We start from the raw sequence: 24,138 nt of genomic DNA, 5'->3' as shown, positions 1-24,138 counted from the left end.
GGCACCCCCACCCCCACTGTCCGACCCCTCTGCTAAGACTGAAGCGTGAGCAGCGAGAACGGGCACCCCGAGACAGACCCCCCGCAGGGGGAGCAGCTCGCGCTGATCCGCGAAACCGTGCGCAAGGCGAAGAAGCCGCGGGCCAAGCCGCGCACCTGGCGGGGCGCCGCGCTGGCGAAGGAGTTGCCGGTCGCGAAGGTGCTGGTCGACAAGGGGCCGGTGCATCTGGACAAGTTGTGGGACTACGCCGTGCCCGCCGAGCTGGACGCGGACGCCCGCCCGGGCGCCCGGGTGCGGGTGCGCTTCGGCGCGGGCACGCGCAACGTGCGGGACGGGCGCCGCGAGGGCGGCGGCCTGCTGGACGGCTTCATCGTGGAGCGGGTGCCGGAGTCCGACTACCGGGGGCCGCTCGCCGCCATCGCCCAGGTGCTCTCGCCCGAACCCGTCCTCGGCCCGCGGCTGTTCGCGCTCTGCCGGGCCGTCGCCGACCGCTACGCGGGCTCGCTCGCCGACGTCCTCCAGCTGGCCGTGCCGCCCCGGCACGCCCGGATCGAGGGGGAGCCGTCCGGGCCGCTGCTGCCCCCGCCGGCCGCGCCGGACCCCGGCGGCTGGGCCCGTTACCCGACCGGTCCCGGTTACCTGGAGGCCGTGGCCCGGGGCGAGAGCCCGCGCGCGGTGTGGACGGCGCTCCCCGGGCCGCACTGGGCGGACGAGCTCGCGCGGGCCGCCGCGGCCGCGCTCGCCTCGCGGCGCGGCGCGCTGGTCGTCGTCCCCGACGGGCGGGCCGCGGCCCGCGTCGACTCCGCGCTCACCGAGCTCCTGGGACCCGGCCGGCACGTCCTGCTGACCGCCGACACCGGTCCCGAGGAGCGCTACCGGCGCTGGCTCGCGGTCAACCGCGGCGCGGTACGGGCCGTCGTCGGCACCCGCGCCGCCATGTTCGCACCCGTCCACGACCTGGGTTTCGTCGCGATCTGGGACGACGCCGACTCCAGCCATGCCGAGCAGCACGCCCCGCAGCCGCACGCCCGCGAGGTGCTGGTGCTGCGCGCGGCCCAGGAGAAGGCCGCGTTCCTGCTCGGCGCCTTCGGGTGCAGCGTCGAGGCGGCGCAGCTGGTCCGCACGGGGTGGGCGCTGCCGCTGGCCGCCGACCGGGCGCGCGTGCGGGCGGCCGCGCCGCTGGTCCGCACGGTCGGCGACGGCGATCTCGCCCGGGACGAGGCGGCGCGCGCCGCCCGGCTGCCCTCGCTGGCCTGGCAGGTGGCCCGGGAGGGGCTGCGGCACGGGCCGGTGCTGGTCCAGGTGCCCCGCCGGGGGTACGTGCCCCGGCTCGCCTGCGAGCGCTGCCGCGAGCCCGCGCGGTGCGGCCGGTGCGCCGGCCCGCTGGAGGCGCGCGGCGCGGACGGCGCGCTGCACTGCGGCTGGTGCGGTGTGGAGGCGGTGAACTGGCACTGTCCCGAGTGCGCCGGATCCCGGCTGCGCGCCCAGGTGGTGGGGGCGCGGCGGACCGCCGAGGAGCTCGGCCGGGCGTTCCCTGCCGTCCCGGTCCGCACTTCGGGCCGCGACCACGTACTGGACACCGTTCCCGGCACGCCCGCCCTGGTCGTCGCCACGCCCGGCGCCGAGCCGGTGGCGGAGGGAGGCTATGCCGCGGCGCTGCTGCTCGACGGCTGGGCGCTGCTCGGCCTGCCCGACCTGCGGGCGGGGGAGGAGGCCCTGCGCCGCTGGCTGGCGGCGTCCGCGCTGGTGCGGGGGCAGGAGGCGGGCGGCACGGTCGTCGTCGTGGCCGAGCCGACGCTGCGTCCGGTGCAGGCGCTGGTCCGCTGGGACCCGGCGGGCCACGCGGTGCGCGAGCTCTCCGAGCGGGCGGAGCTGGGCTTCCCGCCGGTCTCCCGGATGGCCGCGGTCAGCGGGCCGCCGGAGGCCGTCGCGGAGTTCCTCGAGGCGGCGGAGCTGCCGGAGGGGGCCGACGTCCTCGGGCCCGTCCCGGTGCCGCCGCCGGCCGCCGGCCGCCCGCGCCGCCCCGGCGACCCGCCGCCGGGAGAGCACTGGGAACGGGCCCTGGTCCGCGTCCGCCCCGGCCGGGGCGCCGCCCTGGCCGCCGCCCTGCGGACCGCCCAGGCGGTCCGGCTCGCCCGCCGCGACGGCGAGCCGGTGCGGCTGCGGATGGATCCGCCGGACATCGGCTGAGCGGGCCGGGGACCCCGGGCGCCCGCCCGCGCCGCGCGCCGCCGCAGCAGTCCCTCATCCGTTCCGCGGCCCCGGGAACGCCGGCGGGCGCGGTTCCTCGCGGTGGGAGCTCGCCGGCTGGCCGGGGACCGAACGGGCCGCCGGGACCACCGGGACGACCGGGACCGGGGGGCACCGACCGTCGCGGCCTGCTCGGGGGCCGGGGCCGTCTCCGTCGCGGTCTGGCCGTTGGCGCGGCGGGCGCCGTAGCGGCGGTGGACCGCCTGCTTGGTGACGCCCAGCGCCGAGCCCACCGCGTCCCACGAGAAGCCGAGCGAGCGGTCGAAGTCCACCGCCGCCGTCACCAGCGTCTCGACGCTGTCGCGCAGTTCCTGCGCCAGCCGGACGGTCGGGGCGGGGGCCCGGCCGTAGACGACGAAGCCCGCCGAGGGGCCCGTGCGGCGTGGACGGTAGACATTGCCCAGCTGAGCGGTCAGGGTACGCAGCGCATCCACCTGTCGGCGGACCCGCTCGATGTCCCGGACCAGGAGATGCAGGCTGGCTCGTGCCTGGGCGTCATGAGTTGCGTGGTCGGGCATCAACAAGCCTCTCGGACCGGCGGTGAACGGGGTGGTTACGGGCGAGAGTTGACGGACAGCCGAAGCGGGCCGCGGTGGCGGCCCGGTGGGTCGGTCAATCTCTCTTGACCCAACGCGCCAAGGCCGGACGGGTCACGCTATGGGGGCGCACATCCGCCGGAATGGGGCGTGCGGTCGGCCGCACGCCCCTTGCCCGAGCCGTGAGGCCGACGGGGCGGCCGGGCCGCGCACGGCCTAGACTGTGCGCCGTTCCGCTCGGCGCGTGAGAGGTAGTTCGCCACCCATGAGGCTCGTCTTCGCCGGTACTCCCGAGGTCGCGGTTCCCGCCCTCGACGCCCTGCTCGCCTCGGACCGCCACGAGGTCGTCGCCGTGGTCACCCGCCCGGACGCCCCGGCCGGGCGCGGCCGGCGGATGGTCGCCAGCCCGGTCGCCGAGCGCGCCGAGGAGGCCGGCATCGAGGTCCTCAAGCCGAACCGGCCGCGCGACGAGGACTTCCTCGCCCGGCTCCGCGAGATCGCGCCGGACTGCTGCCCGGTCGTCGCCTACGGCGCGCTGCTGCCCAAGCCCGCCCTGGAGATCCCCCGCCACGGCTGGGTGAACCTGCACTTCTCGCTGCTCCCCGCCTGGCGCGGCGCCGCCCCCGTGCAGCACGCGGTGATGGCCGGCGACGAGGTCACGGGCGCGTCCACCTTCCTCATCGAGGAGGGGCTCGACTCGGGTCCGGTCTATGGCGTCCTCACCGAGCAGATCCGTCCCACCGACACCAGCGGTGACCTGCTGACCAGGCTCGCGCTCGCCGGCGGCGGGCTGCTCGCCGCGACGATGGACGGGATCGAGGACGGCACCCTGGAGGCCGTCCCGCAGCCCGCCGAGGGGATCTCCCTGGCCCCCAAGATCAGCGTCGAGGACGCCCGGATCGACTGGGCCGCCCCCGCCCTGCGCTGCGACCGCGTCGTCCGCGGCTGCGCGCCGGCCCCCGGCGCGTGGACGGTGTTCCGCGGCGAGCGGCTGAAGGTGATGTCCCTGGCGCTCGCGCCGGAGCGCACGGACCTCGCGCCCGGGGAGATCGCCGCCGGGAAGAAGAGCGTCCACGTCGGCACCGGCTCGCACGCCGTCGAGCTCCAGTGGGTGCGGCCGCAGGGCAAGAAGCCCATGCAAGCCGCCGACTGGGCCCGTGGCGTCCGCATCGCCGCAGGCGAGAAGCTCGGGGACGGACCGGCGGCGTAGGCTGGACCCCTTCGTCACCCCCAGCTCCGGAGCACCTTTCGTGAACGATCAGCAGCCGCCTCGCCGGAAGAACGGCCGCCCCGCGAAGCCGCACCGCCGGCCCAAGAAGGACCCGGTCCGGATCCTCGCCTTCGAGGCGCTGCGGGCCGTCGACGAGCGCGACGCGTACGCGAACCTGGTGCTCCCGCCGCTGCTGCGCAAGGCCCGGGAGAAGCACGAGGACTTCGACGCCCGCGACGCCGCCCTCGCCACCGAGCTGGTCTACGGCACGCTGCGCCGGCAGGGGACGTACGACGCGGTCATCGCCGCCTGCGTCGACCGGCCGCTGCGCGAGGTGGACCCGCCGGTGCTGGACGTGCTCAGCCTCGGTGTCCACCAGCTGCTGGGCACCCGCATCCCGCCGCACGCGGCCGTGTCGGCCACCGTCGAACTGGCCCGCGTGGTCTGCGGCGACGGCCGGGCGAAGTTCGTCAACGCCGTGCTGCGCAAGGTCACCGCGCACGACCTGGACGGCTGGCTGGAGCGGGTCGCCCCGCCCTACGAGGACGACCCCGAGGAGCACCTCGCCGTCGTCCACGCGCACCCGCGCTGGATCGTCTCCGCGCTGTGGGACGCGCTCGGCGGCAGCCGCGCCGGCATCGAGGACCTGCTCGACGCCGACAACGAGCGGCCCGACGTCACCCTCGTCGCCCGGCCCGGCCGGTCCTCCGCCGCCGAGCTGCTGACGGCGCTCGGCGAGGACCGCGCCCTGCCCGGGCGCTGGTCGCCGCACGCCGTCCGGCTCGTCGAGGGCGGCGAGCCCGGCGCGATCGACGCCGTGCGCGAGGGCCGGGCCGGCGTCCAGGACGAGGGCAGCCAGCTCGTCGCCCTCGCCCTCGCCGCCGCCCCGCTGGACGGGACCGACCGGCGCTGGCTGGACGGCTGCGCGGGCCCCGGCGGCAAGGCCGCGCTGCTCGCCGCCCTCGCGGCGGAGCGCGGCGCCGCCCTGCTGGCCGCCGAACGCCAGCCGCACCGCGCCCGGCTGGTCGGCCGCGCCCTGGCCGGCAACCCCGGCCCGTACCAGGTCGTCACCGCCGACGGCACCCGCCCGCCGTGGCGCGAGGGCACCTTCGACCGCGTCCTCGTCGACGTCCCCTGCACCGGCCTGGGCGCCCTGCGCCGCCGGCCCGAGGCCCGCTGGCGCCGGCGCCCGGAGGACGTGGCCGGCTTCGGGCCGCTCCAGCGCGACCTGCTGCACGAGGCCCTGCGCTCCGTGCGGACCGGCGGCGTCGTCGGCTACGCCACCTGCTCCCCGCACCCGGCGGAGACCCGGGCCGTGGTCCAGGACGTCCTGAAGCGCGACGGCGTCGAGGCCGAGTGGATCGACGCCCGCCCGCTGATCCCCGGCGTCCCGGCGCTCGGTGACGGACCGGACGTCCAGCTCTGGCCGCACCTGCACGGCACGGACGCGATGTACCTGGCGCTGCTGCGGCGCACGGGCTGACCGCGGCCGGCCCCGGGATCCCGCGCGGCCGCGGGCCGGCCTTGGCGCCGTCGCCGGGGAACCGGCCGCCGCCGGTCCGCGAGGACGACCCTCGCTGTCCGGACGCCCGCCTCCGCATGGCAGGCTTGGGGCATGACCGTCCAGATCAACCCCAGCATCCTCAGCGCGGACTTCGCCCGCCTGGCCGACGAGGCGCAGGCCGTGAAGGGCGCCGACTGGCTCCACGTCGACGTGATGGACAACCATTTCGTCCCCAACCTCACGCTCGGGGTGCCGGTCGTCGAGTCGCTGAGCAGGGCCACGTCCACGCCGCTGGACTGCCACCTGATGATCGAGGACCCGGACCGCTGGGCCCCGCAGTACGTGGAGGCGGGCGCCGGGTCGGTCACCTTCCACGTGGAGGCCGCCGCCGCCCCCGTCCGGCTGGCGCGGGAGATCCGGGCCAAGGGGGCGCGGGCGTCGATGGCGCTCAAGCCCGCGACGCCGATCGAGCCGTACGAGGACCTGCTCCCCGAGCTGGACATGCTCCTGATCATGACCGTGGAGCCGGGCTTCGGCGGGCAGAAGTTCCTGGACATCATGCTGCCGAAGATCCGCCGCACCCGGGAGCTGATCTCCCGGCACGGTCTGGAGCTCTGGCTCCAGGTGGACGGTGGGGTCTCGGCGGAGACCATCGAGCGGTGCGCCGAGGCAGGCGCCGATGTGTTCGTCGCAGGTTCGGCCGTTTACGGTACCGATGACCCGGCGGCCGCCGTACGCTCACTGCGAGAGCTCGCGGAGACGGCCACCTCGGCCGCGCCCTGGGCCTGCGGGCACTGAACCACCGGGTCCGGAGGCCGCCCGGGGCTGCGGCCGGGGCCCGGACGAAGATCGGGACCGCCGTTTTCTGACAGGATGTGACGGTCGAGTCCACAAGGTGAACGCAGCAGTGAGGAGAACGCGGTGTCGACGGGCCGTTCAGTGACGCCGATGGGGCCCGCCGAACTCGTGCAGGCGGCGGCCATGGCCCGCCGCTTCTATCTGGAGGGCAAGTCCAAGATCCAGATCGCCGAGGAGTTCGGCGTGAGCCGCTTCAAGGTGGCCCGGGTGCTGGAGACGGCGCTCGAACGCGATCTGGTGCGCATCGAGATCCGGGTGCCCGCCGAGCTGGACGCGGAGCGCTCCGACGCGCTGCGCGCCCGCTACGGCCTGCGGCACGCCGTCGTCGTCGAGTCCCCGGCCGACGCCGCCGAGGACGCGCCCGACCCGGAGAACCTGGGCGAGGTCGCCGCCGGGCTGCTCGGCGAGCTGGTCAACGAGGGCGACGTCCTCGGACTGGCCTGGGGCCGCTCCACCATCCACATGGCAGCGGCCCTGCACCGGCTGCCGCCCTGCACCGTCGTCCAGCTCACCGGCGTCTACGACGCGGGCACCGCCGAGCGCGGCTCCGTCGAGGCCGTGCGCCGGGCGGCCCAGGTCTCCGGCGGCGAGGCGCACCCGATCTACGCCCCGATGCTGCTCCCCGACCCGGCCACCGCCGCCGCGCTGCGCGGTCAGACGGGCATCGCGCGGGCCTTCGACTACTTCGACAAGGTGACCGTCGCCGCCGTCTCCATCGGCTCCTGGGAGCCGGGCATCTCCACGGTCTACGACATGCTGTCGGACGAGGAGCGCACCCACTACGCGTCGCTGGGCGCCGCCGCCGAGATGTCGGCGCACCTCTTCGACGCCGAGGGCCGCCGGATCGGGCGGGACCTGGGCGAGCGCTGTATCACCGTGGAGGCCGACCGGCTCCGGCGCATCCCCGAGGTCGTGGCCATCGCGGGCGGCGCCCGCAAGGCGGCGGCGATCGGCGCGGTGCTGCGGTCGGGCCTGGTCACCAGCCTGGTGACGGACACGGCCGCGGCGGACCACCTGCTGACCGAGTCCGCGCCCGGCCCCCGCCCGGCGCTGGAGCGCGCCGACCCGGACGTCTGAGCGTCCCGCGGACCGAGGACCCTCCCGACCGCCTCGCGGACGCGGTCGCGGCCGAGGTGCTCGGTGCGTGTCTCCGGCGCGGCGGCACGGAACACCCCTGTCTCCAGGCCGGTGGCGCCCTCGCGCAACCGTGAGTCCTCGCCCGCCGGTTGGGCGGGGAAGCGGACGGTGACGCCGGGCGCGCGGGCCTCCAGCCGGGACACCAGGTGGTCGCCGGCGGAGGCGATCACCTTCACCAGGACGACGGCGGCCGAGAGGCGGCCGGTGATCTCCTGGTGCGTCATGGCGCCACCGTACGGAGCCCGGGCCGGCGGCCCCGCCGCGGGCTGCGGGCGGGGCCGCGGGGCGGGCTCGGGCCCTGCTTGGCCGATGCCACAAGGGCCCGCCGAGGCCGGCTGGCCGAATCCACAGGAATGCCGCGAAATCTCACACTCATTGGCCAACAGCCCGAGTCATCGTGGATGATGGGTCCAGGAACCTCAGCCCGATCCGGCGCTGGTTCGAGCTGACTCCCCACCCGCTTCGTAGTTCTATTCCTGCAGGTGAGAGAGCCAGTATGCGTTTCCTCAACGATCAGAAGCCGCCGTACGACCTGACGTACGACGACGTCTTCATGGTGCCGAGCCGGTCCGCGGTCGGTTCCCGTCAGGGTGTGGACCTCTCCGCCCCCGACGGCACGGGCACCACCATCCCGCTCGTGGTCGCCAACATGACCGCCATCGCGGGCCGCCGCATGGCGGAGACCGTCGCCCGCCGCGGTGGCCTCGTGGTCATCCCCCAGGACATCCCGATCGAGGTCGTCACCGACGTCATCACCTGGGTCAAGAGCCGGCACCACGTGCTGGACACCCCCATCGTCCTCGCCCCCACCCAGACCGTCGCCGACGCGCTGTCCCTGCTGCCCAAGCGGGCGCACGGCGCCGGCGTCGTCGTGGACGCGGACCACCGGCCCGTCGGTGTCGTCACCGAGCACGACCTGACCGGCGTCGACCGCTTCACCCAGCTGTCCGAGGTCATGTCCAAGGAGCTGCTGCTCCTGGACGCCGACATCGACCCGCGCGAGGCGTTCAACCAGCTGGACGCGGCCCACCGCAAGCTGGCGCCCGCCGTCGACAAGGACGGAAGGCTGGCGGGCATCCTCACCCGCAAGGGCGCCCTGCGCGCCACCCTGTACACCCCGGCCACCGACGCCGACGGCAAGCTGCGCATCGCCGCCGCCGTGGGCATCAACGGCGACGTGGCCGGCAAGGCGAAGGCGCTGCTGGACGCCGGCGCGGACACCATCGTGGTGGACACCGCGCACGGCCACCAGGAGTCGATGATCGCCGCGATCAAGGCCGTCCGGGCGCTGGACCCGCGGGTCCCGATCGTCGCGGGCAACATCGTCGCCGCCGAGGGCGTGCGCGACCTCATCGAGGCCGGCGCGGACATCATCAAGGTCGGTGTGGGCCCCGGCGCCATGTGCACCACCCGCATGATGACCGGCGTGGGCCGGCCGCAGTTCTCCGCCGTGCTGGAGTGCGCCGCCGAGGCGAAGAAGTACGGGAAGCACGTCTGGGCCGACGGTGGCGTCCGCCACCCGCGTGACGTGGCGATGGCGCTGGCCGCCGGCGCCTCCAACGTCATGATCGGCTCCTGGTTCGCCGGGACGTACGAGTCCCCGGGCGACCTCCAGCAGTCCGCCGACGGCCGGCTGTACAAGGAGAGCTTCGGCATGGCCTCGGCCCGCGCCGTGCGGAACCGCACCTCGGAGGAGTCCGCCTACGACCGCGCCCGCAAGGGCCTGTTCGAGGAGGGCATCTCCACCTCCCGCATGTTCCTCGACCCGACCCGCCCGGGCGTCGAGGACCTGATCGACTCGATCATCGCGGGCGTCCGCTCGTCCTGCACCTACGCGGGCGCGAGCAACCTCGCGGAGTTCCACGAGCGGGCCGTCGTCGGCGTCCAGAGCGCCGCCGGCTACGCGGAGGGCAAGCCGCTGCACGCCAGCTGGCAGTAGTCCGTCACCAGCCCGAAAAGGGGCGCGGCCGATCCGGCCGCGCCCCTTTTCGTCGTTTTCCGCCCGCCCGCCGCCCGCTGTGGTTGACGCCTACATGTACCGATTCGTAAGGTGACATGCAACGAACGTCCATTCTTGGCATGCAGACGCAACGATCGTACGGGCATGCGCAAGAATGGTGCATTACGAGCGCGGGTCCCTACCTCGTAGGGTTCCGCGCAGTACGTGGAGTGGCGGGTACCGCTGGCTCGCGGTCCCCCTCCTTCCTCGGTCGTCCCCCTGCCGACGCAACCGACGGGTGGCCGCTTGCGGTACCGGTGGCTCCACTGGCCGCGATGAACGGAGCGACCCCCGTGCTGGACCAAGACACAGCGCCCCCCGCCGCCGGCAACGGCAAGCGCCCCCCGCAGCCGCCCGCCGGGACCGGTTCCCGTCTGATGCGGCGCAAGCCGGTCGAGCGCCTGGTCGCCGAGGGCGGCCAGGGCGAGGGCGGCACGCTGCGCCGCTCGCTCGGCATGTGGCAGCTGACCATGATCAGCATCGGTGCCACCCTGGGCACCGGCATCTTCGTGGTGCTCGGCACCGCCGTGCCGAACGCCGGCCCCGCCGTCGTGATCTCGTTCGTCCTCGCGGGCCTCACCGCGCTCTTCTCCGCGCTCTCCTACGCGGAACTGGCCGGCACCATCCCGGTCTCCGGCTCGTCGTACTCGTACTCCTACGCCACGCTCGGCGAGATCGTCGCCTGGATCTGCGGCTGGTGCCTGATCCTGGAGTACGGCGTCTCGGTCGCGGCCGTGGCCGTCGGCTGGGGCCAGTACCTCAACGAGCTGCTGGACGGCACCATCGGCGTGACCATCCCGGCGTCGCTGGCCAACCCGCCCGGTGACGGCGGCATCTTCAACGTCCCCGCCCTGCTCGTCGTGCTCCTCTGCATGGCGTTCCTGCTCGGCGGCGCCAAGGAGAGCGCCCGCGCCAACACCATCATGGTCGGGGTGAAGATCGCCGCCCTGCTGCTGTTCTGCGCCGTGGCCTTCACCGGCATCAAGGCCGGCAACTACTCGCCGTTCATGCCGCTGGGCCTGGCCGGTGTCAGCAACGCCGGTGCCAGCCTGTTCTTCTCCTACATCGGCTTCGACGCCGCCTCCACCGCCGGTGAGGAGGCCAAGAACCCGAAGAAGGACCTGCCCAAGGCGATCATGCTGTCGCTGCTGATCGTCACCGCGCTCTACGTCCTGGTCGCTGCGATCGCCGTCGGCGCCCTGCCGTGGAAGCAGTTCGAGGGCTCCGAGGCCGCGCTCGCCGGGATCATGAAGGACGTCACCGGCCAGAGCTTCTGGGCCGTGCTGCTGGCGGCCGGTGCCGTCATCGCCATCGCCAGCGTGGTGCTGACCGTCCTCTACGGCCAGACCCGCATCCTCTTCGCGATGGCCCGCGACGGCCTGATCCCCAAGACCTTCGCCAAGGTCAGCCCGCGCAAGGGCGTCCCGGTCGCCAACACGGTCATCACCTGCGCCTTCTGCGGCATCCTCGCCGCCGCCGTCCCGCTGGCCGAGCTCGCCGACGCCACCAGCATCGGCACCCTCTTCGCCTTCGCCCTGGTCAACGTGGCCGTCATCGTCCTCGCCGTGAAGCGGCCGGACATGAAGCGCTCCTTCACCGTCCCGCTGTCCGGGGTCCGCGTTCCGATCGGCCGCGGAGTGCGGCTGCGGCTCGGCATGATCTTCCCGGTGATCGGCTTCGGGCTCTGCCTCTTCATGATGTACCGGCTCTCCACGATCACCTGGGAGGTCTTCGGGGCCTGGCTGGTCGTCGGCCTCGTCATCTACTTCGCCTACGGCATGCGGAACTCGCGGCTGAACGGCGGGTCGGACGAAGGCTCGGACGGTTCGGCAGGTCCGGACGTCGTCGAGGCCCCCGCCAAGGGCTAGCCCGGCCGCCGCGAGTCGGGGTGGACGCCGGATACGTGATCTACTGCTGGAGGAAGAGCAGGATCCCGTAGAAAAGTGATTCACCCGCAGTGCGACTCAACGAGCTCGACGAACGTATCGTGCACGCCCTGGCCGAGGACGCCCGGCGCTCCTACGCCGACATCGGTGCCGAGGTCGGCCTGTCCGCGCCCGCGGTGAAGCGGCGCGTGGACAGGCTGCGTGCCGAAGGGGCCATCACCGGGTTCACCGTCCGGGTGGACCCGGGGGCCCTCGGCTGGGAGACCGAGGGCTTTATCGAGCTCTACTGCCGCCGCAACACCTCGCCCGAGGCGATCCACCGCGGCCTCTCCCGCTACCCGGAGGTGGCGTCCGCCTCCACCGTCACTGGTGAGGCCGACGCCATCGTCCAGATCTTCGCCTCCGACATGCGGCACTTCGAACGCGTCCTGGAGCGCATCGCCGGCGAGCCGTTCGTCGAGCGGACCAAGTCGGTGCTGGTGCTGTCGCCGCTGCTGCGGCGGTTCAGCTCCGGGGCGCCTTCCTGATATCCGCTTTCAGGCGGGTGGTGCCGTTTTTCGGGCTGGTAAAGCCGTTTTTCAGGCGGGCGGTTCGAGCAGCAGGACCGACGGCACCTCCTCCGGTGCCGCGAAACGCAGCAGATTGTGGCCGATCCCGGCCAGGCCCGTGAACAGACCGGGCACCTCCTCGCCCGCCGGGGCACCCGACCGCCAGCCCGTCCGCCGTGCCCGCTCCAGGGCGGCGGAGAGGCGGTCCGCGAGTCCGCCCGGGCGGGCGAGGCACAGCCGCTCGGCGTAGAGGAGCAGTTCGAGGTTGCCGAGACTGCCGTGGCACAGGCTGTGGTCGTCCCGGCCGGCGAGCGTCGGCCCGAGCGCGGTCCGCAGTTCGGCGGCCGTCCGGCCCTCGCGGGACACCGGCCCGGCCGTCGACGTCAGCAGCTCCGCGCGGGCCAGGCCGACGCCCGCCGCGCCGTGGCACCAGGCGGACCAGTATCGTACGGGCGCGTTCCGCCGCAGGTCGGGCCAGTTCCCCGCGGCGGGCTCGAACACGCCGGCCTCGTAGGCCAGCGCTCCGTCGATCACCGTGCCGTACCGCCCGCGGGGGCGCAGCGCGTCGATCCGGGACAGGGCGACGACCGCCCCCGACGTGCCGTGGGCCAGGCCGACGAGTGGTCCCGAAGCGGGGATGCCCGCGTGCCGCCAGCCGAGCCCGGCGCCCGCCGGCTCGGCGCGGGCGGCCAGGTGGTCGGCGGCGAGCCGGGCCGCCTCCAGCGCCTCCGGGCCGCCGTCGGCCGCGTACGCCGCGAGGCACACCAGGACGTACCCCGCCGCGCCGTCGATCACGTCGTACGCCGTGTCCCCGGCGACGGCCGTCCGCAGCGTGGGGAGGACCGCGTCGCGGACCGCCCGGAAGCGGTCGGCGGGGCCGCCGGCCTTCAGGTCGTGGCTCATCAGGTAGAGGGCCCCGGCGTCGTGGGTCCCGCCGTCGGTGACGCGGCGGGCCACCTCGTCCGCGACGCGGTCCGCCTGGTCGCGGAAGCGGCGGGCGCCGGTGATCCGGGCGAGCCGGAGGAGGAAGAGGCCGATCCCGGACAGTCCCTCGTAGAGGTCCGTGCCCAGCGGGACGATCTCGGTGACGCCGGGGGCGGGGGAGCGGGTGCCGAGCCAGCCCACCGCGTCCCCCTCGGTGACGGCGAGCCGGAGCAGCCGGTCGCCGATCTCCTCCGCCGCGCGGACCAGGCCCCGGGTGTCCACCGGGGCGGCGGCGGACGGGAGGTGGGGGTGCCGGACGGGCGTTGGGCGGCGGGTGGGGGTGGCGTGTCCGCTGTGTCCGTCGAGTTCGCTGAGTCTGCTGCGTCTGTCGAGTCCGCCGCGTCTGTCGAGTCCGCCGAGTTCGCTGAGTCTGCCGTGCCCGCCAAGTGCGTCGTGTCCGCCGTGTTCGCGAACGACGTGGTGATGATCCACTCCTGGCGGTCCCGGTCCGCCGGGCCGAGGGCGGTCAGGCCCTCGCGGACGGCCGAGAGGCCGTCGCGCGCGAGGAAGCCGGGCACGGTGCCGCCGGTGGAGAGGAGGAGGTCGCGGCGGCCGGGGACGATGCGGAACAGCGGGATGTCGCCGGCGAGGAGCGCGTCCAGTTCGTCCCGGACGATCCGCTCCCGGGCGGGGGCGCCCGCCCAGCCCGAGCAGAGCCGCGCCAGGCTGCGCTCCCGGTCCAGCGCGTCCCGCGCGAAGTCGGGGTGGAAGCTCTCGCGCAGCAGCTTGTCGTAGACGTAGGTGTCGCGGTGCAGGTAGCGGACGGGCGCGTCGGCGAACGCGTCGATCGGGCCGGCGGGGGCGAGGAGGGCGGCGCGGTGCTCGTACAGCCAGTTGTAGCCGGTGCGGAAACCGGCCAGCAGGTCGGGTAGGTGGCGGCCCGGGTCGACGGGCGAACCGTCGGGGAGGGACGGGCGGTTGTCCGCACCGGGCACCTCCACCTCGCGGGGGAGCAGGCGCACCTCGTCGGTGCCGGCGCCCACCGGGACGGGCACGGGCGTCAGCCAGGGCTGGCCGGCGGAGCCGCCGATGCCGCTGAGGTCGGTGGTGCGGGGGTGAGCGGCCGCCTCCGGGGTGGGCCGCGGGTTTCCTGCTTGTGGGTCGTGTGCCCGGGACCGGCCGTCCGTCGGGCCGACCAGCCGTCTGCCCGGCAGCAGGCCGGTGGCCAGCACGGACCGGTGCAGCAGTTCGGCGGCCGGGTCGGCGCCCGGCGGCGCGGACGCGGACCAGACAGGGGCGCCGCCGTCGCCCGGGTGGAACAGGGCCTCCAGGTCGATAAGGACCGGGTGGTCGCCCGCGGCGATGACGTTCTCGTAGTACAGGTCGCTGCCGCGCAGGGCGTGCACCAGGGCGAGCAGCGCGCCCGTCCGCCGGTAGAAGAGGGCCGGGCCGTCGGCGGAGGAGCATGGCGCGGGGCGGATGTACTCGGCCCAGCCGTGGTCCTCGCGGTCCAGGACGCGGGCGGTGCGGAGGATGAGGCCGGTGTCGTGGGAGAAGCGTCCGGCGAGGGCGCCGAAGGCGGCGTCCACCGCGAGGGAGCGCGGTTTGTACATGACGACGCCGCCGCAGGCGAACTCCACGCGGGCCACGCTCTGCCCGCCGTGGTGGAGGTCGCCCTCGCCCAGCGCGACGGACTTGACGGTGTCGGCGGGACGGCCGGCCAGCAGGTCGCGGCGGAGGTCGGGCAGGTCGTCCCGGAGGTGGCGGGCCAGCCGCGCGCAGGCGGCGGACCAGCGGTCCAGGACCTCCGCCGCCTGCCGGACGAGGACCGGGTACTCGGCCCGGAAGCGGGCCTGGTACTCCGGGTCGGCCAGTAGCGCGGCGAAGGAGGCGAACCGCTCCTCCGGGGTGTCACCGCGCAGCCGGCCCTCGACGCGGGCGACGTTCACCTCCAGGACGAGGGTCGGCCCCAGCACCATGTCGAGCCGGTCCAGGGGCAGCGTGGCGAGGAGGGCGTCGGACAGGCCCGCCGGGGCGCCGGTGCCGAGACTGCCGAGGAGCGCGGCGAGTGCGGCCTCCGCGCGCCGGATCGCGGGGGCGACCAGGGGGAGGAAGACGGGTCCGGATGGCGGCTCTGCCGGGGCGTCGGTGGCGTCTGTGACCCAGGAGGGGCGAGGGACGCGGGCCGTCAGCGCTTCCGGGGTCTCGTCCAGCAGGCGGAGCAGTGTGCCGGGGTCGGTCCCCAGCGTGCGGACGTTCTCCGCGAAGCGGTCGTCGTCCCGGAAGGCGGCGAGCCGGCGCCAGGCCGCGAGGCGTTCGCGGCCGCGCCCGGACGGTTCCCCGGACTGCGGGCCGCCGTCCGCCAGCCGCTCGCCGAGACGCAGCGCCCGGGCCCAGGCCGGGGCTCCGCCGTCGGGGGAGGGGCGGCCGGGCCCGGCGCTGTGGGGCGCTTGGGTGCTCTGGGGCATGGCTTTCCTTCCGGTGCGGCTGGTGGTGTCGGTCCTTCGCTCGGCACGCGGACGGGCCGCCGTCGTGCGGCGGCGGCCCGTCGTGCGGTCGTCACCCGTCGGGGGTGACGAGTCGCGGCGGTCCGGACGGTGGCTCGCGGAGAGCCGGGAGACGGCTGCCCGCGCCGGGTCCGGAGCCCGGTCGCGTCAGCAGGCCCGGAGGGGCTGCCGACGGCGGGGCTGAACGGTCACTTGCGACCGGTAACGGTCACTCGCCAGGTAACGGTTACTTGCAACAGGTCCAGAACGGCGCGGACATGGTCTTGATGGCGATGGTGCCCGACATGGCCTGGACGCCGCCGCGCTCGCCCGGCAGCTCCTCGGTCAGGTCGATGGATCCTGCGGGGTGCGCGGGAGCCGCGGCCGCCAGGGTCTCGCGGTAGGCACAGTCTTTCCACGCCTGCACGGTGTTCATGTGAATCCTCCTCGTCGTGGACGGAGCCCGGGTGGGCTCCCTTGCCGGTGCGTCCTCCGCCCGGCGGGCGGAGGAAAACGGTGGGAGCGCGGGGGCGGCTCGGGACGTGATGTGCCCCTCGGGGCCATCCGGCGGCGGGCGCGCGGGAAGGGACCGCGGCACGGGTGCTTCGCGGAGGCGCGGACGGCGAGGGTCCCGGACGCGGCGGCGGTGTGTTCGCGGTGCGTCGGCGGGGCGGCGTGCGGGATCCGGCGCGGCGCCGTCGGGTGGGCCGCGCCGAAGTCGACCGTGCCGCATGGTACTTGGGATCAGGCCACCGGTCACACGGCGGAATCCGGTGCGCTCACGATGGCCGGCCGTGCGTCCGGAAGGTCTTGTCGCAGGTGAACGTGGCCCCTCTTGTCGTCCCCCTTGTCCCCCGATTATTCCCCCGTGTGAGGGACGGCGTGGCCGAGGCGCCGTCCCAGTAGTGCTCGTTCGGAACGCTAGCACCACGTGTTGCGGGCGCATGGGCGCTTTTCGGCCATTGCACGCCGCTGTTTCAAGGGTCAGGAAACCGTCACCGAGCGGAGGAACTCGTGCAGCACGGTGACGAGTTGGGCGGGGGCGTCCTCCTGGACCAGGTGGCCCGCGTCGGGGATCGGCTCGAAGGTGGCGCCGGGGATCGCGGCGGCCAGCTCACGGCCCTTCTCCACCGGGATCCACGCGTCGTCCGTGCCCCAGCACACCGTGACCGGGAGGCTGATCTCGCCGTAGCGGTCCTGGATCTCACCGATGTGACGCTGGTCGGCCTGGGCGATCTGCCGGTAGAACGCCGGCTGGCCCACCGCGCCGAGCCAGGGCTCGGCGAGCCGCTCCAGCACGGCGGGGTGCAGGCCGGGCCCGCCGGTCGTGCCGATGTACTCGCGGACGAGGGCGGCGTGCAGCGCGGGCGGCAACTGCTCGAAGACGGCGGAGTGTTCACCGGCGAGGCGGAAGAACGGCGAGCCCGACGGGGTCAGCGCCACCGGGTCGACGAGGGCGAGCGCGCGGTAGCGGGCGCCGTGCAGCAGGTGGGCGCGCAGGGCGACGGTGCCGCCGAAGTCGTGGGCCACGACCAGGGGTTCGGCCAGTTCCCAGTGGGCCAGGAGTTCGCCGAAGACACGGCCCTGGGCGGCCAGGGAGACGTCCTGTCCCGCGGTCTTCTCCGACTGCCCGTAGCCGGGCATGTCCCAGACGTACACCTGGTGGTCACGGGCGAGCGACTGGGCCACCGCGCGCCAGACGAAGGACGAGAACGGGGTGCCGTGCAGCAGGACGACCGGTGGCCGGCCCGGCTCGCCGAGACGGTCCCAGCGGACCTCGCCGGTGGGCCCGGCGAAGGTCCGCGTCAACTGCCATGCCGTGATGTCACGCACGAGGATTCCTCTCGGTCGGGGTGCGAACGCGAGGAACCGATCGTGCCCGGTTCAGGCCCCGGTCGTCGAGCCGGGGCGGACGATCATCAGAACGGTGACGATCGCCCAGGTCAGGGCGAAGAGGCCGGTGATCATCGACAGTCGGGGCAGGCCCGCGGCGAGCTTGGGGGCCGCCTCCGGCTCGGTGTCCTGGAGGTCGAGCGCGTCGATGATCGCGTCCTGGCTGAACACCGCGATCGCCAGCAGCACCGCCGCCACGGCGGTCAGCGCCATCGAGACGACCAGCCAGGTGTCGCCCAGGACGCCCATCCGCTGCGCCGTCGCCATGCCGAAGGCGGGAACGGTCACCGAGATCGCCGAGTAGACGCGGGTGATGCGGTGGAGGATCCGCAGGGCCGCGGTGCCCTTCTTGGTGCGGTCGCCGTCCGGGGCCAGGGCCTGCCGCGCGAAGCGGGGGAAGAGGCTGGCGGCCACGGTCGCCGGACCTATGAGCAGGATCGCTGCCAGCACATGCAGGCTGAGCAGGAGTTTCGTCATGGCTTTCCGCTCCCATCGCGGTCGGGCGGGCAGAGCCGGGCCGGCCGAGGGTTTCAGTCTGGCTTAAACATCGTGAGACGCTAGCATCCCTGGGCGGCGTGGCCGGAAGTGGCCCCGGGTGTGATGGCCGGCGGTCATGCGGACGTAATGCGGGCGAGGGGTGATGGTGATGGCCGGGGACGAGCGGACGGAAGCGTTCCGCGCGGGACCCGGAGCCGCCGCGGACGTACCGTCCGCGGCTGAGGGGTGCCGGCCCGGCGGAAGCCGGCCCGCGGGCCGCCCGCCGGAGGGCCGATCACCCGGGCCCGCGGACGTACCGCCTGCCGGAGGGCCGCCTGCCGGAGAAGCGCCTGCGGGTGGACCGCCTGTCGGAGGACCATCTGCGGGTGGACCACCTGGCGGAGGGCCGCCGGGCATGCCGCTGCCGTTGATGCTGATCGGGCTCGGCCGGTTCGTCCAGGACGCGGCCCACCACGTGCTGTCCGCCCGGGACGGGTACTCGCTGCGGATGATGGGCGCCCTCGGCCATCTCGCCCGCGAGCCCGGCCTCTCCTACAGCGAACTGGCGCGCCGCGCCGGGGTCACCGCGCAGAGCATGCAGGCCACGGTCCTCCGGCTGGAGGAGGCCGGTGCCGTCGCGCGCACGACGCCCGCCGGGCGGGGGCGGAAGGCGGAACTCCAGGTCACCGAGCGGGGCCGGCGGATGCTCGACGACATGCGGCAGGTCCTCGCCGGACTGGAGGACCCGCTGACGGCGGGCCTGTCCACCGAAGAACGGTCCGTGCTGGCGCGGGTGCTGGGACGGATGATGGGCAACGCGGCGGCGGCGTCGGGCCGCTGACGATCACCGGCGGCCGGTCGGATCGGCCGGACGGCGGAAGGGCGGGCGCCCGCCCTCCCGCCCGTCCCCTCGCCTATCCGTCCGTCCCCTCGCCTATCCGTCCGCCCCCTCCGCCTATCCGTCCGCCCCCCTCCGCCTATCCGTCCGTCGGCCCGCCTGACCGTAGGGCTGTAGGACGCTCCCACCCCCGGCCGTACCGACCGCCCCCCCGCCCACCCCCGGCCGTACCGACCGCCCCCCGCCCGGGCCGGTTCCGAAGACGTGGCCGTGGGTCGGACGGGGCCGTGCAGCGCCGGGTCGCCGCAGGGCGCGCAACGAATCGCCGCCCATGCCGGAAAAGGCGCAACGAATCGCTCGGCTGCACGCAACATCCGTAGCTTGTCGCCACAAGAGCCCGAGCCGTACCGTCAAGGCGTTTAACGGAATCCTGACCGGAATCCCCCGAAAGTTCATCGAAACGCCTGCACGCCGCCCACCCCGAAGAGGACACATGAAGCCGCTGCGTATCGCGCTGTTCCAAGGGCCCTGCGGCGTTCCGTCCTCGACGGCCGCCGCCCTCGGCGCGCTGGACGACGCGGCTCGCCGCGCGGCGGAGTCCGGCGCCCGGCTGCTGCTCACCAACGAGCTCTACCTGACCGGCTACGCGCTCGGCGACCTGGTCCCCGACCGTGCCGAACCCGCCGACGGCCCCGGCGCCGAGGCCGTGGCCGCCATCGCCGCCCGGCACGGGCTCGCCATCGGGTACGGCTACCCGGAGCGGGACGGCGCCGCCGTGTACAACGCGCTCCAGCTCATGGGCCCGCAGGGCACCCCGCTCGCGCACTACCGCAAGACCCACCTCTTCGGCGCGTACGAGACCACGTACTTCACCCCCGGCGCCGAGGCCGTGGTGCAGGCCGAGCTCGACGGCGTCCGGTTGGGGCTGCTGATCTGCTACGACGTCGAGTTCCCGGAGCCCGTGCGGGCGCACGCCCTCGCCGGCACGGAGCTGCTGCTCGCGCCGACCGCGCTGATGCGGCCCTACGAGATCGTGCCGCAGACGATCGTCCCGGCCCGCGCCTGGGAGAGCCAGCTCTACATCGCCTACGTCAACCGGTGCGGCAACGAAGGCGAGTTCGCCTTCGCCGGGCTGTCCTGCCTCGCCGCCCCGGACGGGACCGTACGCGCCCGGGCCGGCGCCGACGAGGACCTGCTCGTCGCCGAGGCCGATCCCGCCCTCCTCCACCGGTCGCGGGCCGAGAACACCTACCTGGCCGACCGCAGGCCGGAGCTCTACACGCGGCTCGTCTGAGTCCACCCCCTTCGCTCCACCCCGTACTCCCTCGCTCCACCTCGTACTCCCTCGCTCCACCTCGTACTCCCTCGCTCCACCCCACACCCCCTTGCACGCAGGAGAGTTCAGCCGATGACGTCCACGGTGCCCACCGCCGTCCACGACGAGCAGGTCCAGCAGAACGAGCCGCCGATCACCATGTTCGGCCCGGACTTTCCCTTCGCCTACGACGACTACCTGACCCACCCGGCCGGGCTGGGCCAGATACCGGCCACCGAGCACGGCGCCGAGGTCGCGGTCATCGGCGGCGGGCTCTCGGGCATCGTGGCCGCGTACGAGCTGATGAAGATGGGCCTCAAGCCCGTCGTCTACGAGGCGGACCAGATTGGCGGCCGGCTGCGCACGGTCGGCTTCGACGGTTGCGCCGAGGGCCAGGACGCCGGCCTGACCGCCGAGATGGGCGCCATGCGCTTCCCCCCGTCCTCCACCGCCTTCCAGCACTACATCGACCTGGTGGGTCTGGAGACCAAGCCGTTCCCCAACCCGCTGGCCCCCTGCACCCCCTCCACCGTCGTGGACCTCAAGGGTGAGAGCCACTACGCGGAGACCGTCGACGATCTGCCGCAGGTCTACCGCGACGTCGCCGCCGCCTGGGCCGCCTGCCTGGAGGAGGGCGCGGACTTCTCCGACATGAACCGCGCCATGCGCGAGCGCGACGTGCCCCGCATCCGCGAGATCTGGGCCAAGCTCGTCGAGAAGCTCGACAACCAGACCTTCTACGGCTTCCTCTGCGAGTCGGAGGCGTTCAAGTCCTTCCGCCACCGGGAGATCTTCGGCCAGGTCGGCTTCGGCACCGGCGGCTGGGACACCGACTTCCCCAACTCCATCCTGGAGATCCTGCGCGTCGTCTACACCGAGGCGGACGACCACCACCGCGGCATCGTCGGCGGCAGCCAGCAGCTCCCCCTCCGGCTCTGGGAGCGGCAGCCGGAGAAGATCATCCACTGGCCGCAGGACACCTCGCTGTCCTCGCTGCACGACGGCGCGCCCCGCCCGGCCGTGACCCGGCTGCACCGCACGGCCGGCAACCGGATCACGGTCACCGACGCCGCCGGGGACATCCGCACCTACCGGGCGGCCATCTTCACGGCCCAGTCCTGGATGCTGCTGTCCAAGATCGAGTGCGACGACGCGCTCCTCCCGATCGACCACTGGACGGCGGTCGAGCGTACCCACTACATGGAGTCCTCCAAGCTGTTCGTGCCGGTGGACCGGCCGTTCTGGCTGGACAAGGACGCGTCGGGCCGGGACGTCATGTCGATGACGCTCACCGACCGCATGACGCGCGGCACCTACCTCCTGGACAACGGGCCGGACAAGCCCGCCGTGATCTGTCTCTCCTACACCTGGTGCGACGACAGCCTCAAGTGGCTGCCGCTCTCCGCCAACGAGCGCCTGGAGGTCATGCTCAAGTCGCTCGGCGAGATCTATCCCGGCGTCGACATCCGCAAGCACATCATCGGCAACCCGGTGACGATCTCCTGGGAGAACGAGCCCTACTTCATGGGCGCGTTCAAGGCCAACCTCCCCGGCCACTACCGTTACCAGCGGCGGCTGTTCACCCACTTCATGCAGGACCGCCTTCCCGAGGACAAGCGCGGCATCTTCCTGGCGGGCGACGACATCTCCTGGACGGCCGGCTGGGCCGAGGGTGCGGTGCAGACCGCGCTGAACGCCGTCTGGGGCGTGATGCACCAGTTCGGCGGCGCCACCGACCCGACCAACCCCGGCCCCGGCGACGTCTACGACGAGATCGCGCCCGTCGAGCTGCCGGAGGACTGACCCGGAGGCCGGCTCAGGACCGGCCTCAAGGGTGCCCCGAAAGCTGCACCGAGAGCCGTCCCGAGGGCCGGCTCTCGGGAAGTGCCCCGCCGCCCGCCCGGCGCGCGGGGCGTTTCCCGTCGTCCCGGCGGTCCCCGCACCCCAGCGGCGTCAGCAGGCAGCGCCCCACCAGCCCCACGCTCGCGTCGACGCGCTCGGCGAACTCCGCCGCCACTTCCGGCCGTTCGCGCAGTGCCCACAGCGCCCGGAACGCCGCCCACGCGGCGCCGCGCGCGGCCTCCAGGGTCCAGGATCCGAGCAGGTGGGTGAGCGGATCGGCGACGTCCAGCAGGTCGGGGCCCGGCATCAGGGCCTCGCGGATCCGCTCCTCCACGGAGACCAGCAACTCGCCCACCCGGTGGAAATCCCCCTCCAGGTCCCGCGGTTCGGCGCCCAGCCCGCGGCAGGTGTCGGCGAGGGCGAGCGGCAGATCGTGGCCGATGTGGGCGTTGACGCCCGCCAGCGCGAACTGCACCGGCCGGACGGCGGGGTGGCCGCGGAACTGGAACAGCGGACGCCAGCAGGCCGGAGGTCTTCGGCCCGCCGCCGCCTCGTCGACCGCATCCAGATAGCGGCTCGCGAACAGCACGTCCAGCGTCGTGGTGGCCAGGCGGTCCCGGAACCCGCCGTCCGGAACCCGCCGCGCCACCTCCTCGGTGACCGTCAGATACACCCCGTTGAAGACCGCCACCCCGTCCTCCGGCGGCAACTCGGCGGCCAGCGCCCGCATTCGGGCGACGACCCGCTCGATGCCGGTCATGGGCGTCGTGGTCCGTGCTCGCGTCATCTCCATGCACACAGAGTGACAGATGGATACGGAGAGTAGGTGCTCTGGCCTTCAAGTTAACCGGATTGGGTGACGCTGCGTGATGATGTCGCTGGTGGGCGGCCCGTCGCGCCGTCTTCCTCACGCCGCCTCGTCACGTCGGCCCGTCGCGCTCGCCCCCGTCGCGCCGCCCCCCGTCGCGCCGCTCCGGCCCGTCAGGCCCCGGGGCGTCCGGGTGCCCCGGGCGCCGTCCCTTCGCCCTCGGCCGCCAGTCCGTCGTACCCGCTCGTCCCCTCGTCCAGCAGCGGCTCCTGCCGCTTGAGGTGCGGCGGCGCCAGGAAACGCAGCGCGTGGTAGCCGGTGAGGACCACGATCGTGCCCAAGGCGATGCCGTTGAGCTCGAAGTTCTTGCTGATCTTGAGGCTGACGCCGCCGACGCCGATGATCACGCCCGCCGCGATCGGCACCAGGTTCAGGGGGTTGCGCAGGTCCACCTTGTTGTGCACCCAGATCTGCGCGCCGAGCAGGCCGATCATGCCGTAGAGGATGACGGTGATCCCGCCCAGCACACCCCCGGGGACGGCCGCGACGACCGCGCCGAACTTCGGGCAGATGCCGAAGAGGAGGGCGAAGCAGGCCGCGGCCCAGTACGCGGCGGTCGAGTAGACGCGGGTGGCCGCCATGACGCCGATGTTCTCGGAGTAGGTGGTGTTCGCGGGTCCGCCGACCGCCGTGGACAGCATCGTCGCCGCGCCGTCGGCCGAGATCGCGGTGCCGAGCTGGTCGTCCAGCGGGTCGCCGGTCATCTCGCCCACGGCCTTGACATGCCCCGCGTTCTCCGCGATGAGGGCGATGACCACCGGCAGCGCCACCAGCGCCGCCGACCAGCCGAACGACGGGCCGTGCAGGGAGGGCAGGCCGATCCAGTCCGCCTTGCCGACGCCCGACAGGTCGAGCCGCCAGTGGTCGACGGCCTGGGGGCCGCCGTTGACGGAGTGGATCTTCCCGAAGATCCGGTCGAGGGCCCAGGAGAGGGCGTAGCCGAAGAGCAGGCCCAGGAAGATCGCCACCCGCGACCAGAAGCCGCGCAGGCAGACCACGGCCAGCCCGGTGAAGAGCATGGTGAGCAGGGCCGTCCACTGGTCCTGCGGCCAGTAGGTGCTCGCGGTCACCGGGGCCAGGTTGAAGCCGATCAGCATCACCACCGCGCCCGTCACCACCGGCGGCATCGCCGCGTGGATGATCCGGGCGCCGAACCGGCGTACCGCCAGACCGCTGAGGAACAGCGCCGCGCCGACCACGAAGATCGCGCCGGTGACGGCCGCGCTGTCGCCGCCCTGGGCGCGGATGACGGCCGCCACGCCGACGAACGAGAGACTGCACCCCAGGTAGCTGGGGATCCGGCCGCGCGTCGCGAGCAGGAAGAGGATGGTGGCGACGCCCGACATCATGATCGCCAGGTTGGGGTCCAGGCCCATCAGGACGGGGCTGACGAACGACGCCCCGAACATCGCCACGACATGCTGGGCGCCAAGCCCCGCGGTGCGCGGCCAGGAGAGCCGTTCGTCCGGCGCGACCACGGCTCCGGGGGCGGGGGTGCGCCCGTCACCGTGCAGGGTCCAGCGCACGCCGAGGCCCATGAATGCTCCCACTGTGGTTGTTCGAGGTG

At 74.0% G+C, this 24,138-nt stretch carries 17 protein-coding genes and 2 pseudogenes; 11 read left to right on the top strand and 8 right to left on the bottom strand.

What is annotated here, in order from left to right; translation table 11 throughout:
* The first annotated feature begins 45 nt into the window (after positions 1-45).
* Positions 46-2,190 carry a primosomal protein N' gene (locus ACQEVS_RS05090; protein WP_433015776.1) on the top strand — a complete coding sequence of 715 codons (2,145 nt, stop codon included), beginning with the start codon at positions 46-48 and terminating at the stop codon, positions 2,188-2,190.
* Between the two features lie 54 nt (positions 2,191-2,244).
* On the opposite strand, the pseudogene ACQEVS_RS05085 reads toward ACQEVS_RS05090, so the two are convergent.
* Positions 2,245-2,768: pseudogene (locus ACQEVS_RS05085) on the bottom strand (hypothetical protein).
* Positions 2,769-3,051: 283 nt separating this feature from the next.
* Between ACQEVS_RS05085 and fmt the strand changes: the two are divergent.
* The 7 genes from fmt (at position 3,052) to ACQEVS_RS05050 (ending at position 11,907) form a co-directional block, all read left to right on the top strand.
* Positions 3,052-3,996: a methionyl-tRNA formyltransferase gene (fmt, locus tag ACQEVS_RS05080; RefSeq protein ID WP_433015773.1), complete on the top strand. Its 945-nt coding sequence runs from the start codon at positions 3,052-3,054 to the stop codon at positions 3,994-3,996.
* Between the two features lie 40 nt (positions 3,997-4,036).
* Positions 4,037-5,479: an RsmB/NOP family class I SAM-dependent RNA methyltransferase gene (locus tag ACQEVS_RS05075; RefSeq protein ID WP_433015770.1), complete on the top strand. Its 1,443-nt coding sequence runs from the start codon at positions 4,037-4,039 to the stop codon at positions 5,477-5,479.
* Positions 5,480-5,611: 132 nt separating this feature from the next.
* On the top strand, positions 5,612-6,298 hold the full coding sequence (gene rpe, locus ACQEVS_RS05070; protein WP_004948636.1) for a ribulose-phosphate 3-epimerase: 687 nt from the start codon (positions 5,612-5,614) through the stop codon (positions 6,296-6,298).
* A 150-nt stretch (positions 6,299-6,448) separates the two neighbouring features.
* Complete coding sequence (locus ACQEVS_RS05065; RefSeq protein ID WP_433015765.1) at positions 6,449-7,435, top strand: sugar-binding transcriptional regulator; 987 nt, start codon at positions 6,449-6,451, stop codon at positions 7,433-7,435.
* A 556-nt stretch (positions 7,436-7,991) separates the two neighbouring features.
* Positions 7,992-9,434, top strand: coding sequence for a GuaB1 family IMP dehydrogenase-related protein (locus ACQEVS_RS05060; protein WP_433015762.1), 1,443 nt, complete (start codon positions 7,992-7,994; stop codon positions 9,432-9,434).
* A 353-nt stretch (positions 9,435-9,787) separates the two neighbouring features.
* The gene (locus ACQEVS_RS05055; protein ID WP_433015759.1) at positions 9,788-11,362 is read left to right on the top strand and encodes an amino acid permease; all 1,575 of its coding nucleotides are present in this window, start codon (positions 9,788-9,790) and stop codon (positions 11,360-11,362) included.
* An 89-nt stretch (positions 11,363-11,451) separates the two neighbouring features.
* Positions 11,452-11,907 (top strand): Lrp/AsnC family transcriptional regulator, encoded by a 456-nt coding sequence (locus tag ACQEVS_RS05050; RefSeq protein WP_004948618.1) that lies wholly within the window; start codon positions 11,452-11,454, stop codon positions 11,905-11,907.
* Positions 11,908-11,958: 51 nt separating this feature from the next.
* Here the strand turns inward: ACQEVS_RS05050 and ACQEVS_RS05045 are convergent, their stop codons facing one another.
* From ACQEVS_RS05045 to ACQEVS_RS05025, 5 genes and pseudogenes are all read right to left on the bottom strand, one after another.
* Entirely contained in the window at positions 11,959-13,053 is a 1,095-nt protein-coding gene (locus tag ACQEVS_RS05045; protein ID WP_433015755.1) for a lanthionine synthetase LanC family protein, read from the bottom strand.
* A 203-nt stretch (positions 13,054-13,256) separates the two neighbouring features.
* A pseudogene (locus ACQEVS_RS05040) lies at positions 13,257-15,320 on the bottom strand (type 2 lanthipeptide synthetase LanM family protein); the annotation flags it as partial.
* A gap of 265 nt (positions 15,321-15,585) precedes the next feature.
* Positions 15,586-15,774 carry a mersacidin/lichenicidin family type 2 lantibiotic gene (locus ACQEVS_RS05035; RefSeq protein ID WP_433015752.1) on the bottom strand — a complete coding sequence of 63 codons (189 nt, stop codon included), beginning with the start codon at positions 15,772-15,774 and terminating at the stop codon, positions 15,586-15,588.
* A gap of 548 nt (positions 15,775-16,322) precedes the next feature.
* Positions 16,323-17,162, bottom strand: a complete 840-nt coding sequence (locus ACQEVS_RS05030; protein ID WP_433027284.1) for an alpha/beta fold hydrolase — start codon at positions 17,160-17,162, stop codon at positions 16,323-16,325.
* A 60-nt stretch (positions 17,163-17,222) separates the two neighbouring features.
* Entirely contained in the window at positions 17,223-17,708 is a 486-nt protein-coding gene (locus tag ACQEVS_RS05025) for a DUF2269 family protein (RefSeq protein WP_185944451.1), read from the bottom strand.
* 415 nt (positions 17,709-18,123) lie between these two features.
* Here ACQEVS_RS05025 and ACQEVS_RS05020 point away from each other — a divergent pair, with 415 nt between their 5' ends.
* From ACQEVS_RS05020 to ACQEVS_RS05010, 3 genes are all read left to right on the top strand, one after another.
* Entirely contained in the window at positions 18,124-18,549 is a 426-nt protein-coding gene (locus ACQEVS_RS05020) for a MarR family winged helix-turn-helix transcriptional regulator (protein WP_433015749.1), read from the top strand.
* 490 nt (positions 18,550-19,039) lie between these two features.
* On the top strand, positions 19,040-19,840 hold the full coding sequence (locus tag ACQEVS_RS05015; RefSeq protein WP_433015746.1) for a carbon-nitrogen hydrolase family protein: 801 nt from the start codon (positions 19,040-19,042) through the stop codon (positions 19,838-19,840).
* Between the two features lie 114 nt (positions 19,841-19,954).
* Positions 19,955-21,664 carry a flavin monoamine oxidase family protein gene (locus ACQEVS_RS05010; protein WP_433015744.1) on the top strand — a complete coding sequence of 570 codons (1,710 nt, stop codon included), beginning with the start codon at positions 19,955-19,957 and terminating at the stop codon, positions 21,662-21,664.
* 25 nt (positions 21,665-21,689) lie between these two features.
* Here the strand turns inward: ACQEVS_RS05010 and ACQEVS_RS05005 are convergent, their stop codons facing one another.
* Together ACQEVS_RS05005 and ACQEVS_RS05000 are read right to left on the bottom strand one after the other, a co-directional pair.
* Positions 21,690-22,496 (bottom strand): DUF5995 family protein, encoded by an 807-nt coding sequence (locus ACQEVS_RS05005; RefSeq protein WP_433015741.1) that lies wholly within the window; start codon positions 22,494-22,496, stop codon positions 21,690-21,692.
* A 188-nt stretch (positions 22,497-22,684) separates the two neighbouring features.
* Positions 22,685-24,109 (bottom strand): uracil-xanthine permease family protein, encoded by a 1,425-nt coding sequence (locus ACQEVS_RS05000; RefSeq protein WP_433015738.1) that lies wholly within the window; start codon positions 24,107-24,109, stop codon positions 22,685-22,687.
* Positions 24,110-24,138 lie beyond the last annotated feature (29 nt).

The organism is Streptomyces sp. CA-181903, assembly GCF_050937075.1.
GTDB lineage: Bacteria > Actinomycetota > Actinomycetes > Streptomycetales > Streptomycetaceae > Streptomyces.
The sequence above is the reverse complement of the archived record's forward strand: the minus strand, read 5'-3'. Positions and strand labels throughout refer to the sequence as shown.